This window comes from Limosilactobacillus reuteri, assembly GCF_034259105.1.
Lineage (GTDB): Bacteria > Bacillota > Bacilli > Lactobacillales > Lactobacillaceae > Limosilactobacillus > Limosilactobacillus reuteri_G.
This window is the reverse complement of record NZ_CP139478.1, coordinates 1483878-1500817: the sequence shown is the minus strand read 5'-3', so window position 1 is coordinate 1500817 and position 16940 is coordinate 1483878. Positions and strand designations below refer to the sequence as shown.

Genomic DNA, 16940 nt, shown 5'->3' with positions numbered 1-16940 from the left:
TGTAAATAAGGAGATCGCGAAAATGATTAGTTTAAAATCACCTCGAGAAATCGATGCAATGGAAAAGGCCGGGGCAGCCTTAGCGGCAATGCACCTTGGCCTTCGTAAAATTATTAAGCCGGGTATCTCAAGTTGGAAGATTGAAGAATTCGCTCGGAAGTACTTCAAAGCTGCTGGGGCTAAAGCTGAACAAATTGGTTTTGAAGGGTACAAGTACGCTACCTGTGTTAGTGTAAATAATGAAATTTGTCACGGGTTCCCTCGTAAGAAGTTAATTTTAAAGAAGGGCGACTTAGTAAAAGTTGATACGGTTGTCAGTGTTGATGGTGCTTTCAGTGATTCTTGCTGGAGCTATGCGGTAGGAGAAGTTGCTCCTGAAATCCAAAAGTTAATGGATGTTACTAAGAAGTCGCTGTTTATGGGAATTGACCAATGTGTTCCTGGTAACCGGATTGGTGATATTGGTGCAGTTATTCAACACTACACAGAAGATGAGAATGGCTATGGGGATGTCCGTGAATTTGTTGGTCACGGTATTCAACCAACAATGCATGAAGATCCAATGGTGCCTCACTACGGCGAACACGGTCAAGGAATTCGTCTTCGTAACGGGATGACCATTACTGTTGAACCAATGATTAACACCGGTACTTGGGAAGCTGATACTAGTGATCCAAGTGGTTGGCTTGCCAAGACTGCTGATGGCGGTTGGAGTTGCCAATATGAGCATACCTTAGTTATTACGAATGATGGTCCGAAGATTTTGACATCTCAAGATCCAGAAGCAGATGCTGATTACATGTACGATGATAATTATGCTAAGTACTTAGACCATTACCGTGAGATCGCAGAAAAGGTTGCTAAGCAGTTTGAAAATTAATAGCATGGTAACAGAAAAAGGATGTTAGAAAACTTTTGCATTTTTCTAACATCCTTTTTTATAACGCTCGCTAATCATATTGATGCATATACTTTGAAAGCCGATTTAAGCCTTCTTTTAAAGTTGCCTCTGGTGCGCAGTAGCCGAGGCGAACGTGACCTGGAGTATCAAAAGCATCGCCGGGCACGAGGAGAACCCCTTCGTCATGAAGCAAGTTTTCACAGAAGGTATGAATATCAACCGGCACGTCAAGCTTTGGAAAGGAAGTAGAGACTGCTTGTGGCATGATGACACTTGCTCGGTCTTCATGATCAATCCAATCCTTATAAATGGCGAGGTTGCCAAGAACTAACTTCCGGTTGCGGGCGAGAACTTGATCACGGTGACGTAAAACGTAGGTAGCTAGCTGGTCGTTAAAGACTCCTGCACAGATCATGGTGTAATCACGGAACTTACGGAAAACATCGGCAACTTCAGCGTTAGTCGCGGCCCAACCGATCCGAACCCCGGGACTGAATAAGTCTTTGAAAGAGAATTAGTAGAGATTCCCTTATCATAAAGGTCAATAATTTGGGCAAATTTTTCGGGGTGATCGAGGGGCAGGTAGACTTCATCAACAAGAACATAAGCATCGACTGACTTAGCAATTTCAACAACTTGTTCGAGAAACTCTTTATCAAGAACTGTTCCCGTTGGATTATTCGCGTTGTTTAGACAAATCATTTTAGTATTAGGTTTAACCATCGCTTTTAGGTCATCGATTCGTGGGTACCAATTGTCTTCTTCATGAATGTGCCAGTAATCAACATCGGCACCTAATGATTTAGGAATATCGTAGAGTTGCTGATAAGAAGGGTATTCTGCAATTACATGATCCCCGGGATTGATCAAGGCATAGAGAGCTAAAATATTTGCTCCTGTGGCACCATTTGTTTGCAAGATATTTTCCGGATCAACATGGTGATATAGTTTAGCAACTTCTTCTTTGAACTCGGGTGATCCTTCAATCCACCCGTAGTTCATTTGCTGCTTATCAAGCATCTCATAAAACTCTTCGCCATTGTTACCATCTAAATTTAAGAGATCGTGCATACTCAAAGAGGCGATTGTACTTTGTGAAATATCATAAGTCGCGCTTTTTTCCCACTTATTTAGCCATGCTTCGACACCAAAATGTGCTATTTCTACCATGATCTTTTCCTCCTTTAATTAATTGAAATTGTTCCGTTGATTACTAATACTAAGGAAATAACCGCAAAGACAGCGATAATCCCCATTGCCCATTTTTCTTTTACTGTGATTGAGTGATGGAATTCCTTGCATGCTTGGACGTAAAAGAAGAATCCAGGAATAAAACCGACTGAAACGACCATTATTTCTTTCCAGCCAGAGAGAACCATCGCCATCAGCTCAAAGAGGGTGGCAATTAGTCCAATAACAAATTGTCCCCATTCTTGGTGTTGCCAACTGTACATCATCTGGTAAATGCCAACAAGGAGGTAACAGATCAAAATGGCAGCCGTACAAAGCGTATATGCAAAGTTGTAGGCATAGGTAGTGAAAAGCAAAGAGAAGAGGAAGATCGATTGAAGAACCCCGGTGATTACTAATGCCCGTGTTGGTGCTTTTTTATCATTTACTTCACCCCATGATGTTGGAAGGGTTTCATCATCAGCCATTAGCATTAATGATTCAGCTGGGAGCATTGTCCACGAGAGCCACGAAACTAATACTGAGATGATCAATCCAATACTGATCAGGGCGGCACCCCATGTTCCAACCAGGTGTTGCATGATAGCACCAAGCGCCGGTTGCCCACCAGCTGCTAACTGGGCCCGGGTCATGACCCCGTATGGCAGAATAGAAACCACAATGTAGATAACAAGCAAGCTTACCAGGCCGAAGATGGAAGCCCGTTCAGCATCAGTCCGTGTTTTGGCACGACTGGAAAGAACCGAGGCCCCTTCAACGCCGACAAATAGCCACATCATTACCATAATTGAGGCCTTTACTTGGTCATAGATTGAACCGGTTTCGATTTTTGAACTGAGATTCTGTGTTACATTGCCCCAGAAATCAGCAGTAAAGATTTTAGCCTTAAAACCAAGAATCACACAGATAACAAAGACGACTAATGGAATAATCTTGCAGATTGTCCCAATTGAATTGATGAAGGCCGCTGATTCGATCCCTCGATTTACCAAGAATGTCAAAACCCAGGTTAAAATAATTGCAACAATAATTGAGAATAAGTTTTGACCATTGGCAAATAGGCTGGGGAAAAACGTTCCAAGGGCGCTCATCATAATCGTCGCAAAAGCAATATTGCCGAGCCACGCGGAAAGCCAGTATGCCCAACCAGAAATAAATTCGCCCAGCGGACCAAAAGCAGCTGCGGCATAGCTGAAAATCCCTGAATCAAGGTCTGGCCGCTTTTGCGAAAGATTAGTTAGGGAGAGGACTAAAGTCAAGACGCCGATCCCTACTATTATCCAGGCAATGATTGCTGGTCCAGGAGCCGCCGCGGTAGCTAAATCACTGGTAATTCCAAATACTCCTGAACCAATTGTTGATCCCACAATTAAAAGGGTTAGTTCCGTTGTATTAATACCTTTTTTCTCACTCATTTACTCCACCTCACGATCTTATATATTAGAGTGAAAATCACATAAATTTTCTTAATCCAATTATAGCAACGCCAGAAAACGCTATCAATATCATTAAGATTAAATGTGAAAATGATTATTAAGCGATGAAAATAGTATACATCACTTATAGTAAAATATACAAATACACGAATAAAGATTTCTAAATTAGCATAAAAATACAAAAAGTAGTATAAAAGTAATGTGAAATTATGTAAAAGACTTTTATTTTTTTAAAAGACGACTATACTAATAATTACCCGAAATGTCAATTTAAGTTAGAAAGAAAATAGTTGCTCATCAGTGACGTAAGACATGAATACTTCATATGGAGTTCGATAGCCTAGTGATTTACGGGGCAGGTTATTTCGCTTACTCATCAGTTGGGTTACCAATTCATCAGGAAGATTGCGGAAATCTAGCTGTTTCGTTAAGCCATCCCGGCGTAAAAGACCGTTGTTGTTTTCGTTCAGCCCTCGTTGATTGGGAGCACCAACCTCGGCAAAGTAAGTGTGAAGGTCAAATTGATTGGCAATCTCGCGCCAGCCGGCGAATTCTTTTCCGTTGTCAAAGGTAATCGATTTGAAGAAGTGCCGCGGGAATTTCCGAAGCCACTGACTTAAGTGTTGGTTAATCGCATCAGCCGTCTTTTCGTGCACATTGAGTACAATTTCGACCTTCAATTGGCGTTCGGTCAGGGTCATTACCGCCCCTTGGTGCTTTTTGCCTTGGACGGTATCAGCTTCAAGGTGCCCAAATTCAGTGGCATAGTGCGGAAAGTCCTTGGCACGCTCGTGAATACTTCGCCCCAATTGGCCAGCCTTCCCACGGCGCTCGACATAGCCATTCGGGTGCCGCTTACCTCGCATCGGCAAGGAACGGACATCGAAGCCGAACTGGCCACGTTCAAACATCCGGTAAAGAGTTCGCCGGTTACAACTAATTGGGCGCTCAGTGCGCTCAATAATGGTATCAGGCGTCCACCCCTGGGCAATTTTGTCGTTGATATAAGTGAGTTCAGCCAGTGACAACTGAGTACGTTTTCGGCCACAACGTTGCTTATTGCGCATATAGTGATCTTGATAATCAGCAATTGAGGCACCGGTTTCCAGGTAACGATAAACGCGATAAACGGTTTCGGCGCAACGGTTGATCATTTGGGCCACTCGGTACGCTTTAAGCTTTTGCACGAAAGAATGGGCGATGATTGTCAGCTCGTTTGTGGTAAGATGGGTGTAAGTCATTTGTGGTTTCCTTTCTTTTGTTTAGGGGTATTCAAAAGTCTACCACAAATGGCTTTTCTATTTTTCTAACTTAATTTTACAAACGGCGTTATTAAATAATTTCTTATTTTTATTTAAGAATTTTAAAGCTTTGGAGGCATTATTTTGGACGAACAGAGTAGTAATAAAAAGATGATTACTACCTTTGGACTAGTGACGATGATCATTACCGCCATTTTTGGTTTTGGGAATGTTTCAAACGCCTACTTACAAATGGGTTACGGTAGTATTATTTGGTACGCATTAGCAGGGATTTGTTTCTTTTTTCCCTGTGGCTTGATGATGGCAGAGTACGGTTCCACATTTAAGGATGCTAAAGGGGGCATTTATTCCTGGCTTGCCGGGTCAGTTGGTGAACGAATCGCCTTTGTTGGTACTTTCGTATGGTTAGCATCTTGGATTGTATGGATGGTATCAACAGCATCACGGATTTGGATTACTTTTTCTGCCTTGCTTTTTGGTAAGGATACCACTCAACAATGGCACGCATTTGGTCTGACCTCGACTCAATTGATTGGGGTCCTGGGGATTCTGTTGATTCTCGGGACAACTTGGTGTAGTTCACGGGGAATGACCGCCATTGCTAAAGTTGGTTCACTTGGTGGTATTTTTACAATTGTTGTTAACATTATCTTTGTTATTGTCAGCGTTATTGTTTTAGTCGCCGATAAGGGAATCTTAAAGCAACCAATTCATGGTGCTTCAACTTTTATTACATCACCTAATCCACAATTCCAGACACCAATTGCTATTATTTCATTTGTTGTTTATGCTATTTTTGCTTACGGTGGAATGGAATCATTAGGATCTGTTACTGATAGTATGAAAAATCCTGAAAAGACATTCCCTCGTGGATTGATCATTGCAAGTATCTTTACGATTGGTACTTATGTTTTAATGATTTTTATGCTCGGTTGGTCAGTGAATTATCAACAAACTTTGACTAAGAGCAGTGTTAACCTTGGTAATGTTACCTATGTTGTTTTTAATCAATTAGGGGTTACCATGGGAGATGCACTTGGATGGTCGCACGGTGCTGCCCTTACTTTTGGACTTATCATGACGCGGATCGTTGCCTTTGCACAGACTCTTGGTTTCTTGGGTGCATTGTTTATTCTGCTTTACTCCCCAATCAAGGCCTTCATTCTTGGTTCTAATCCAGACTTATGGCCAAAGAAGCTTACGAAACTTAACAAGGCGGGAATGCCTGCAAATGCAATGTGGCTTCAAGCAATTATTGTTTCAATTATTGTTTTCTTGGTTGCCTTTGGTGGAAATGCTGCTCAACAGTTCTACTTGATTTTGACTGATATGGCGAACGTTTCAACTTGTTTCCCATATATTTTCTTGATTGGGGCTTTTCCATTCTTTAAGGCAAAGAAGAATCTTGACCGGCCATTCGTCGTCTTTAAGAACCGTTTCTGGACAGATGTATTAGTATGTTTCGTTGAATTGATTTTAATTGTCGGAATTGTCTTTACATTTGTTCAACCACTATTACAAAAAGATTATCAAACAGCTTTCTGGACACTTGCTGGACCAATCTTCTTTGCAATCGTTGCGTTGGTCTTCTATCAAATCTCCGCAAAGCGTTACCATGTTGAAGGGTAATTGATAAAAACCTCAGCACCATTAGTTTGGTGATGAGGCTTTTTTATCTATTCTGTAATATTTGTCAGGTGTTCAGTTTGTTATAATTGTCTTTATAAATTAATTTTGGAGGTTATTATGGACAAGGAACCGGGCAAAGGTAAGACATTTATTGCGTTATTAATCCAACATATTACAATGGCCCAGATTTCAAGTTCTGCTGCTGTTCTAGCTTACTATACCTTGCTATCTATTTTTCCTGCCGTGATGGTAGTAGGAAATTTATTACCGATGATTGGAATTGACGCTAAGACGATTTTAGCCTACCTCTCAACTGCAATTCCTGAATCGGTCTATGATTTTATCCAGCCGTTGATCTATGATTTCTTACGACGGGGGAGTGGTGGTGTTCTGACAACCGGGGCCTTGATTGCTCTCTGGTCGACCAGTCAGGGAATTGCCGCTTTTCAAAGAAGCGTTAATCATGCGTATGGAATCGCTGAGAATCAAAATCCAGTGATGAACCGAATCGTCTCTTTTGTTTGGATGATTGTCGTCTTAGTAATTATTTTTATCATTATTATTTTGTATGGTTTTGGGGAGCAGGTTCTTAAGAGTATCCAGCCAATTTTTAATTTCCGGCGCGATTACATTGCTATCTTTAGCTCATTAAGGTGGCCAGTAACATTTGGCGTCTTGTTTATTGCTCTTACTCTTTTGTATTACTTTGTTCCTAATGCGAAGGTTCGGTTGCGCTATGCACTTGCTGGGTCATTCTTGGCTTCTTTGTTATGGATGGGGTTATCACGTTTATTCTCGTTCTATACCTTATTATTTAGTCATGGGGTAATTTCCTATAAGACAATTGGAGCTTTTATTGCAATGATGGTATGGCTTGACTTTTCTGGCTATATTATCATGCTGGGGGCGGCTCTCAATGCTGCTTTGCAAGAATGCCATGAAGGTGAATTGCACGCCAAGAAACACTTTTGGCAACTGGTAGAAAGAAAAAACAAAAATGGAGGCTAGGAAATTTTCCTAGCCTCCAAATGTTGAAGATCTTTAGAACTCGATATTTAATTACTTTTGTTCGTCGTTAAAGATAACGGTAGAAACAGTATCAATGTATTTCGCGGAAAGAGGTTGCTGATAAATATCTTCGCCTTCCTTAGTGAAGAGGTGGGTTTGTGCAATTTCTTGCATTGCCTTCCGAACGGTTTCGGCATCAAGATCACCACTGGCATAGTTCAACTTTAATGAATGCTTTTTACCAAGACTACCCTTGAAAGTTAAGCTTAATGTACGCATAAGTTAATTTCCTCCTTGAGATTAGTTGTTCATTGCAACTTGACTAGTAACGATAATGTCTGTATCAAGGCATTTTTCAGCAGTAAGCATTTCAATTGCCGCACTAAATTGTGCTACCTGCTCATTAGTGACATCCTCAATAATGTTGTTAAAGGGATGTTTAACACCCTTGGGATGTTCACTGTTAGTGAGGGTAAGTTGAATTTTAGCGGACTTGAAATTACGAACCATTTGCATGATAAAAACTTCCTTTGTTTAATTTGATTTGTTAAGTAGCGGCCACTGCTTACACCTTTATAAACGATTAAAAATTGAGAATGTTAAGGAGAAATTTAAAAATGGCAAAAATTTCGAAAATTGAGGCACAAAAACGGAAGGGTCGATATAACATATACCTTGATGGTAAGTATGCTTTTCCGGTTGCAGAAAGTGTTTTGATTCAGTTCCGTTTGATGAAGGGAACCGAGCTAGATGAAAAGCAAATTGCGGCCATTGCGACTGCTGACCAGCAAGCAAAGGCCTATTCACGGATGCTTGATTACCTTTCTTATCAGATGCGGACGGAAAGCGACATCGTTAAGAAGCTAAAAGAAATTGATACGCCAGAAGAGTTTGTTGAGCCAATCTTGAAAAAGCTGCGCGGTCAACAGTTAATCGATGATCATGCCTATGCAGCTTCTTATGTCCGCACGATGATTAATACGGACTTGAAGGGACCTGGGGTAATTCGTCAACACTTACGACAAAAAGGAATTGGCGAAAACGATATTGATGATGCTTTAACGCAATTTACCCCCAAAGTTCAAGCAGAATTGGCAAAAAAGTTAGCTGGCAAGTTATTTCGCCGTTATCGAAACCAGCCAGAGCGGCGACGAGAGCAAAAAGTACAACAGGGACTCATGACAAAAGGCTTTTCCAGTAGTGTGTATGAAATGATTAAGGATGACGTTGTTCCGCAACCTGATCTGGAGCAAGAGAACGACCTTTTAGCAAAAGAAGCAGCAAAGCAATGGCATCGTGTTCGTCGTTATCAAGGATACGAGCGTGAGCAGCATTTTAAGCAGACAATGTATCGGAAAGGCTTTGATCTGGATGACGTGCAGAGCTGGCTAGATGCGCAAGATTTATAATAATAACTTTCCAAGATTGGGAATTACTGGTATTATTTTAATGATTATGTTTAAAAACAATAATTAGGAGTAAAATAGTGAATATTAAAATCTTAGTGGCTGTCCATAAGAATTATCGGATGCCAGATGATCCAATGTATTTACCAGTTTTTGTTGGTAAAGAGATTCATCCGACTGTTAATCATACATTTCAGGGTGATAATACCGGAGATAATATTTCAAAAAAGAATCCGCACTACAATGAGTTAACAGCCTTGTACTGGGGATGGAAAAATCTTGATGTGGATGCATTAGGATTAGTCCACTACCGTCGTTACTTGACGATGGGACACTCAAAGGATCTTTCGACCATCCTCAATCATGAACAGGTTGAAGAGTTATTGACCGATGCTGATGTAATCTTGCCAAAGAAGCGGCATTACTACATTGAAACAAATGAATCACATTACCTCCATGTTCATGAGCACGAGCCGCTTGAAATTACGCGGCAGGTATTAAAAGAGAAATATCCTCAGTACTTACCCGCTTTTGAAAAAGTAATGAAACAGACATCAGCTCACTATTTCAATATGATGATTATGAAGAAAAAGCCATTGGACGAATATTGTACCTGGCTGTTTGATATTTTAGGCGAAGTTGAGCAAAAAGTTGATTATTCTGACTATACACCATATGAGCAACGGGTCTTTGGCTTTTTGAGTGAGCTCTTACTAGATACTTGGTTGTTGACTAATCCGCAATACAAGACAGTGGAAGTTAACCGGGTATTTCTTGAAAAGCAAAACTGGCCATTAAAGATTGCGAAGTTCTTAAAACGTAAAGTCACCGGTCATGGTGAACATTAACGATTGGAGAGACAAGAATGCCAAAATTGTCAATAGTTGTTCCTTGTTATAACGAGGAAGAGGCTATCCCACTTTTTTACCCAGCAGTTGAAAAAGTGGTTAAACAGATGCCGGTAGAAACAGAATATTGGTTTGTCAATGATGGATCGAGTGATGGGACTTTAGCAGAACTACGGAAGCTGCATGAACAGGATCCAGAACGGGTTCATTATGTTTCTTTTTCACGGAATTTTGGTAAAGAAGCAGGGCTTTACGCGGGATTACAGGCCGCAACAGGTGATTATGTTGTTGTGATGGACGCTGATTTACAAGATCCACCAGAATATTTACCAGAGATGTATAAGGCCATTTCAACTGGTGAATATGATTGTGTGGGGATGCGGCGGACAGATCGAAAGGGTGAGGCGAAGTTTAAGTCTTTCCTTTCTAACCAATTCTATAATGTTATCAATAAGATTTCTGATACTAAAATTGTCTCTGGTGCTCGTGACTACCGGATGATGACGCGTCAGATGGTGGATGCGGTGTTATCGTTAACTGAATATAACCGGTTCTCAAAGGGAATTTTTAATTGGGTCGGATTCAAGACCAAGTACCTTCCTTATAAAAACGTTGAACGGGTGGCTGGGACAACGGATTGGTCGACCTGGAAATTGTTTAAATACGCAATTGACGGGATCACTGATTTTTCTGAAGCTCCCTTGGCAATTGCGACTTGGGCTGGTGGCTTGACAGCATTCATCTCCATTATTGGAATGATTATTGTTGTTATCCGAAAGATCCTTGAACCATCTAGCAGTGCCTTTGGTTGGGCGTCAATGGTTTGCATTATTTTATTCCTCGGTGGTATTCAATTACTTTGTTTAGGAATAGTGGGTCGCTACATTGGTCGAATATATATGCAGACAAAGAAACGACCGATCTATATTATTAAAGAGAAGAAGTAGGGTTGAGGATCATGAATGAGAAGGTAAAAATTAAACAGCAATCTAAGAGCTACCTTTTCTGGAAGAGGTTCTTTGATATTGTGCTATCATCAGGAGCATTAGTTTGCTTTAGTCCAGTATTTTTAGCTGTTTTTATAATGAATCGCTTTGGTGATAATAAGGGACCACTGTTTTATAAACAAGAACGGATCGGCTGGCATGGCAAGCCCTTTAAAATCTACAAATTCCGGTCTATGGTTGAGAATGCAGACAAAATCTTGGAAGCTGATCCTGAACTTTATGCTAAATATGTGGCAAATAACTATAAGTTGGAACCAGAGGAAGATCCCCGAATTACTCGTTTGGGAGAATGGTTGCGGAAAACTTCGATTGATGAAATTCCCCAGTTCATTAATATTTTACGTGGCGAGATGAGTATTATTGGACCCCGACCAGTTGTAAAAAAAGAATTAGCTGAATATGGTAACCGGGTTGATAAATTTTTATCGGTAAAACCGGGAGCAATGGGACTATGGCAATCAAGTGGTCGCAGTAATATTCCTTATCCCGAACGTTGCGATGTCGAACTAAAGTATGTTGATGAGGCGTCACTTGCTTTTGATACGAAAATAATGTTTAAGAATATTATCAGTATCTTTAAACGTGATGGTGCGTATTAAGAAAGTAAACGATTTCTTTTTGCAACAATGATTAGTCAAGTATGATTAACGATTGTTACAATTAAGTTAAAAATATATATCTTAATAGTTACGATTACTTACAAAAGCTGTTATTTAAGGCTTTTGTAGGTTTTTTTATTGATTTGCAAGGAGAAAGCACAACCAGTATGATATTAATCGTGAGAAAATTAAGTATTTAAGTTACAATTCGGTTTTAATTTTATGGAGGACAAGCTTATTTTTAAACCTAGTCATTTAAAATCAAAAGTTTTATCTACTCTTACTGTATGTGGAGGAGCTTTATTCCTGTTAAGTGGGAATGCTGCTGCTGATGATCAAACAACTGATGTTCAACAACCAGTTACTCCTCAACAAACAACTAATGAACAACCAAATACATCCACAATTGATGTACAAACACCAAATACATATAACGGAGTAGCAGTTAGTCCACAAGCTAGTGAAGCTACTCAAAATACAGAAAATTATAATGTTGTTCCAACGCAGGACAATAATCAAGAAGCACAACATAAAGAAGCAACTCAACCACAAAATCCCAACAATTATGGTTATTTAGATTCAGTTAGTTTATCAAACAACGAGTTGCAAGTTAGTGGTTGGCAAGCAACTAACCAAGCTGCAGACAAGCCTTACCATTACGTAATTGCGTATGATAATACGGTTAACGCAGAATTAGGTCGTCAACAAGTTAAAAATGTTAGTCGACCGGATGTTGCCCAAGCCTATCCAGATGCAACCAATGCTGATAATTCCGGCTTTAATTCGACTATTAAGTTAAATACAACTAATGAAGATTATACTAACCACTCTATTAGTGTAATCAGCCGGTATAGCGATGCTACTAACGGTGAAGGTAATCATGTTGATTATTGGTATCCAGCGTTTACTTTTGACCAAGGTAACTATGCTTGGTTAGATGATATGCATACTGAAAATGACCAATTACATGTTACTGGTTGGAATGCAACTAACCAAGCAAGTAATAAGGATTACCACTATGTAATTCTTTATAACAAGACAAAGGGCCATGAACTTAGCCGTCAATTGGTTGATGAAAAGAATAGTCAACGTCCCGATGTTCAAAAGGTTTATCAAAATGTAAATAATGCCGCTAAGTCTGGCTTCAATGTAACATTTGATTTATCAAAGTTATCATTTGACGCTAGTGATCAATTACAAGTAATTAGCCGTTACAGTGATGCTCAAAACGGTGAAGGTAACCGTGTAGATTTCTGGTTTGCACCAGCAAGCCGTGAAAACCAAGGTAATCTTGATAGTGCCAACTTTAGTAATGGGCAATTAGTTGTTAATGGATGGCATGCAAATGATGCATCAACCATCGCACCTAACCACTTCTTGATCCTTTTTGATCGGACTGCTAACAAACAAGCTGCTTCCCTTTCAGCGAGTCAGGTTAACCGTCCCGATGTTGCCAAGGCATTTGGAGCTATTCAAACTGCAGGTAAGGCAGGATTCACTGGCACATTTAATGCTAATGTCATTATTCCTGGTCACGAATATTCATTAGTTAGTCGCTATTCTACTTCTGCTAATGGTAATGGGGATCAAGGTCACTATGTGGACTATTGGTTTAATGGCCTTAAGTTCAATCAAGCACGCTACAGTGTAGATTCATTTACTCAAAATGATAAAGGATTCCATGTAACAGGATGGATGGCGAGTGACTTTGCGGTTAATCGTCCAAACGCTTATGTTATTTTACTTAATAATGGTAAAGAAGTTACTCGTAGCAAGGTTACTTTAACTGACCGTTCAGATGTAGCTGCTGTTTACCCAAGCCTTTACAACAGTCGTAAGAGTGGATTTAGTACTGATTTAATAGTAAATCCAGCAAGTTTAACTGGCGAACTTTCAATGATTCTACGTTTTACTGGTTCAAATGATGGTAACAGTAATTACACCGATCAAAATACTAATAAGTATGCTACTAATGCGGGTAGTTTTGATACGGTAAATGTTTCTGGTAACCAAATTAAGGTTGCTGGTTGGCACGCAAGTACACAAACTGCCGGAAAGAACTACCAATTTATTATCGTATTGGATCAGAATGGTCATGAATTAACTCGTCAAGCGGTAAATACAAAGGATATCACTCGTAATGATGTTCAAAAGGTATATCCATGGTTAGCTAATAGTTTTAAGTCTGGTTTTGATACTACTGTAAGCATTAACGATCAAATTAATCATAAAGTTGTTCGCTTGATTCACCGTTACTCTAACCAAGCTAATGGTGAAGGTAGTTATGTAGATTACTACTCAAGTCCTATTTCTGTTTATTCAGAATTCCAAAATGAAAATGGCACTACTTTCTACTATGATTCTCGTACTGGTGCTAAAAAGACTGGTTGGGTGAATATCAATAACAATAACTACTATTTTGACCCATCTACAGGTGCTATGTTTACTGGTACCCATACCGTTGATGGTAAATCTTATGACTTCGGTAGTAATGGTGTAGCAGTTGAAAATGATAAGTGGGGTTGGCCATTCCCTAACGTTGGTGAAGGTCACTTTGGCGGTGCACAGTTATTTGGTGTAAATCCTGGTGGACAGTTCCGTAGAAATGGCTTCCATGATGGTCTTGACTTTGGTTCAATTGATCACCCAGGCTCAGAGGTTCATGCAATTCACGGTGGTAAGGTTACCCAAATTGGTTATACTGCTGGTTTAGATTGGTATGTATTAGTTGACACTGGTGAATACCTTACTGTTTATCAAGAAGCATTTTCAAATAAGAACAATATTCAAGTTCAAGTTGGTCAACAAATTAACACTGGTGATGTAATTGGTCGTCGTGATACGGCACACGTTCATATCGGGGTTACCCGTCAACATAACTTTAATATTGCTTTAGCTAACTCATTTAACAATAATGGTACTTGGTTAAATCCATTAGACTTAATTCGGAATGGTTCTAAGTAATAAAGAAAAGCTACTTATTGTTAATAAATAAGTAGCTTTTTTATAGGGGAATTTTGGGAGATAACAATGGAAATTAAAAAACACTATAAATTATACAAAAATGGTAAACAATGGTGTTGTATGGCATTAGCTGCTGCTGCCGTATCTGTCGGTTTGATGCTTGGCAACACTAACGTCAAAGCAGCTACCACAACGACTGCTGATTTACAAGCAGAACAAGTTGTAACGCCAGCTGCTGATAGCACAAGTCAGTCAACAGACTTAGCTGCTCAAGAAAAGGCAGCCCAAGCAAAGGATAATGGTAATTATGGCTGGCTTGATTCAGCTAACGTGGTTAATAACGGTAACTTACAAGTTAGTGGCTGGCAGGCTACTAATCAAGCTGCTGGTAAAGATAGCCGGTATGTAATTGTTTATGACAGCACTACCAATACAGAATTAGGCCGGACCAAGATAAATGGAAATCTTGCTCGTCCCGATGTAGCGAAGGCTTATCCTAATGTAGTTAATGCTAAGGATGCCGGCTACCAGGCAACGATGAACAATCTTGATTGGAGCAAGGTTAAGAATGTTGATGATCATCTTCAAATTGTTAGCCGTTACAGTGATGCTGCTAACGGTGAGGGAGATCACGTTGATTCCTGGTCGCAACCAATCAATTTAGATAAGAGCAACAATGCCTATCTTGATAATTTCAGTATTGTTAATAACCAATTACAAGTAACCGGTTGGAATGCCACTAATAAAGCATTGGGCAAGAATAACCATTACATCATTTTATTTGACCGGACTGCCGGTTATGAGTTAGCACGGCAGAAGGCAACAGCAGTTGCCCGTCCCGATGTCGCCAAGGTTTACCCGCAGGTAATCAATGCGCAAAACTCTGGTTTTAATGTTAGCTTCTCATTGGCTAATGTGGACTTAAATCATGAATTGCAAGTTATTAGTCGCTACAGTGATGTCCAAAATGGTGAAGGCAATAACGTTAATTATTGGTATGCTCCAAAGAAATTCACTCCAAGCAATACCAGCAATCAAGGTAACCTTGATAACTTTAACCTTAGTAATGGGGAATTAACAGTTGCTGGTTGGCACGCTACTGATTATTCTCAAGTAGAAAGAAACCACTACTTAATTCTTTTTGATAAGAGTAATAATACTCAAGCTGCTTCAATAAAGGTTACTAATGTTGTGCGTCCTGATGTAGCGAAAGCTTATCCCGACGTTCAAAGTGCTAGTCAGTCTGGCTTTAATGCTAATTTTGGTAAAGTTAACCTAACTCCAGGTCATGCTTACCAAATCGTTAGCCGTTATTCAACTTTAGCTGAAGGCAATGGTGATAATGGACAAAGCAGGTTCACTGATTTCTGGTCAGCACCAGTAACATTAAACCAGCAGGCTTATAACATTGATAATTTCAGTGCGACTAAAGATGGCTTTAATGTAACCGGTTGGGTAGCTAGTGACCAGGCCATTAATAAGCGAAATCCATACTTGATTTTATTAAACAATGGCAAAGAAATTGCGCGAACAAAGTTAAGCTTAACCGATCGTCCCGATGTAGCCAAAGTTTACCCAAGTCTGTACAACTCGCAAAAGAGTGGCTTTAATGTTAATTTAAAGGTTGACCCGGCAGTAGCCAATGGTACCTTAAAGATTTTGCTTCGTTTTGCTGATTCAACAGATGGTAATAGTAATTACAGTGATCAAGCTAGTCAAGATTACCCAACAAATATCGGGAATTTTGATAATGTTCAAGTGACCGCTAGTAATATTACAGTGAGTGGTTGGCGAGCAAGTAACTTAACAACGAGCAAGCCATATGAATATTTGATTGTTCTTGATAATGGCGGTAAGGAACTTTACCGTCAGCAAATTACTGATAAAGATATTACTCGTAACGATGTTCAAAATGTTTATTCATATGTTTTAGGAACTAATAAGTCTGGTTTTCAGGTTACGTTACCAACTCAGGTAAGTATGATGCATAAAGTGGTTAAATTAATTAACCGTTTAACAGATGACCCAAATGGGAACGGAAATTATATTGATGTTTACTCTGGTCCAGTGTCAGTATTTTCTGGTGCTCAAACGGAAGGAAAGAAGACAACTACTTATAATGCTGACGGTCAAATCATTGCAGTATATAATGATGCTGAGATAATCAGTCAATTACCAGAATTGCCAACAGGATGTGAGATTACAGCAGTTACGATGATGTTGCGCTATGCAGGATATAATGTAAATAAGATTCAATTAGCAAACGAAATGCCTCGTAGTAATAATGGTGATTATGGATTTGTTGGAAATCCATTTAGTCCAAGTGGTTGGTGGATTTTCCCTACTGGTATTGCGCCGGTTGTTAATAAGTATGTTGGTCACAGTGATATTATGACTGGGGCTTCAATGGAACGAATTAAGGATAAGTTAAATCAAGGTCACTTAGTTGTTGCGTGGGTTGCTAATGTTAATGGTTTTGTCAATCATGCGTTAGCGTTAACAGGCTATGATGTAAGTCGATTATTCTACAATAATCCATGGACTGGAAGAAAAGAAAGCATGGCTTATGGTGAATTCTATCAGCATTGGAACGCGGATAGACAACGAGCAATTAGTTATTAAGATTAACTTTAATTAGTGGCGCAAATAATCAAGATGGTTTACAATAAGTGCATAAGATACATGATCC

The 16940-nt window shown here is 39.6% G+C and carries 13 protein-coding genes and 1 pseudogene; 9 read left to right on the top strand and 5 right to left on the bottom strand.

The features are described from left to right. Positions 1 to 22: 22 nt before the first annotated feature. Positions 23 to 880, top strand: a complete 858-nt coding sequence (gene map, locus SH603_RS08405; protein WP_169473562.1) for a type I methionyl aminopeptidase — start codon at positions 23 to 25, stop codon at positions 878 to 880. A 70-nt stretch (positions 881 to 950) separates the two neighbouring features. Here map and SH603_RS08400 read toward each other — a convergent pair. The 3 genes and pseudogenes from SH603_RS08400 to SH603_RS08390 form a co-directional block, all read right to left on the bottom strand. Beyond that, positions 951 to 2071 (bottom strand): annotated as a pseudogene (locus SH603_RS08400) (aminotransferase). Positions 2072 to 2085: 14 nt separating this feature from the next. Beyond that, complete coding sequence (locus tag SH603_RS08395) at positions 2086 to 3507, bottom strand: basic amino acid/polyamine antiporter (RefSeq protein ID WP_086879073.1); 1422 nt, start codon at positions 3505 to 3507, stop codon at positions 2086 to 2088. A 296-nt stretch (positions 3508 to 3803) separates the two neighbouring features. Beyond that, a complete protein-coding gene (locus tag SH603_RS08390; protein ID WP_321533824.1) occupies positions 3804 to 4769 on the bottom strand; it encodes an IS30 family transposase in 966 nt (321 codons plus the stop codon). A 144-nt stretch (positions 4770 to 4913) separates the two neighbouring features. Here SH603_RS08390 and yjeM point away from each other — a divergent pair, with 144 nt between their 5' ends. Beyond that, on the top strand, positions 4914 to 6419 hold the full coding sequence (gene yjeM, locus SH603_RS08385) for a glutamate/gamma-aminobutyrate family transporter YjeM (RefSeq protein ID WP_321533823.1): 1506 nt from the start codon (positions 4914 to 4916) through the stop codon (positions 6417 to 6419). Positions 6420 to 6536: 117 nt separating this feature from the next. Continuing rightward, positions 6537 to 7427 (top strand): YihY/virulence factor BrkB family protein, encoded by an 891-nt coding sequence (locus SH603_RS08380; RefSeq protein WP_122481473.1) that lies wholly within the window; start codon positions 6537 to 6539, stop codon positions 7425 to 7427. A 51-nt stretch (positions 7428 to 7478) separates the two neighbouring features. Here SH603_RS08380 and SH603_RS08375 read toward each other — a convergent pair whose 3' ends face one another. Together SH603_RS08375 and SH603_RS08370 are read right to left on the bottom strand one after the other, a co-directional pair. Beyond that, on the bottom strand, positions 7479 to 7706 hold the full coding sequence (locus SH603_RS08375; protein WP_003670642.1) for a DUF2922 domain-containing protein: 228 nt from the start codon (positions 7704 to 7706) through the stop codon (positions 7479 to 7481). 21 nt (positions 7707 to 7727) lie between these two features. Beyond that, positions 7728 to 7943 (bottom strand): hypothetical protein, encoded by a 216-nt coding sequence (locus tag SH603_RS08370; RefSeq protein WP_003668673.1) that lies wholly within the window; start codon positions 7941 to 7943, stop codon positions 7728 to 7730. 101 nt (positions 7944 to 8044) lie between these two features. On the opposite strand from SH603_RS08370, the gene recX reads away from it, so the two are divergent. The 6 genes from recX to SH603_RS08340 all read left to right on the top strand — a co-directional run bounded on the left by recX (position 8045) and on the right by SH603_RS08340 (position 16873). Next, positions 8045 to 8836, top strand: a complete 792-nt coding sequence (gene recX / locus SH603_RS08365) for a recombination regulator RecX (protein WP_321533822.1) — start codon at positions 8045 to 8047, stop codon at positions 8834 to 8836. A 77-nt stretch (positions 8837 to 8913) separates the two neighbouring features. Then, positions 8914 to 9681 (top strand): DUF4422 domain-containing protein, encoded by a 768-nt coding sequence (locus tag SH603_RS08360; protein WP_169473110.1) that lies wholly within the window; start codon positions 8914 to 8916, stop codon positions 9679 to 9681. A gap of 17 nt (positions 9682 to 9698) precedes the next feature. Further along, complete coding sequence (locus tag SH603_RS08355) at positions 9699 to 10628, top strand: glycosyltransferase family 2 protein (RefSeq protein WP_065533199.1); 930 nt, start codon at positions 9699 to 9701, stop codon at positions 10626 to 10628. 11 nt (positions 10629 to 10639) lie between these two features. Then, entirely contained in the window at positions 10640 to 11287 is a 648-nt protein-coding gene (locus SH603_RS08350; protein WP_169473109.1) for a sugar transferase, read from the top strand. A 222-nt stretch (positions 11288 to 11509) separates the two neighbouring features. Next, the gene (locus SH603_RS08345) at positions 11510 to 14251 is read left to right on the top strand and encodes a M23 family metallopeptidase (protein ID WP_169473108.1); all 2742 of its coding nucleotides are present in this window, start codon (positions 11510 to 11512) and stop codon (positions 14249 to 14251) included. Between the two features lie 66 nt (positions 14252 to 14317). Next, positions 14318 to 16873 (top strand): C39 family peptidase, encoded by a 2556-nt coding sequence (locus SH603_RS08340; RefSeq protein ID WP_321533821.1) that lies wholly within the window; start codon positions 14318 to 14320, stop codon positions 16871 to 16873. The last annotated feature ends 67 nt before the right edge of the window (positions 16874 to 16940 follow it).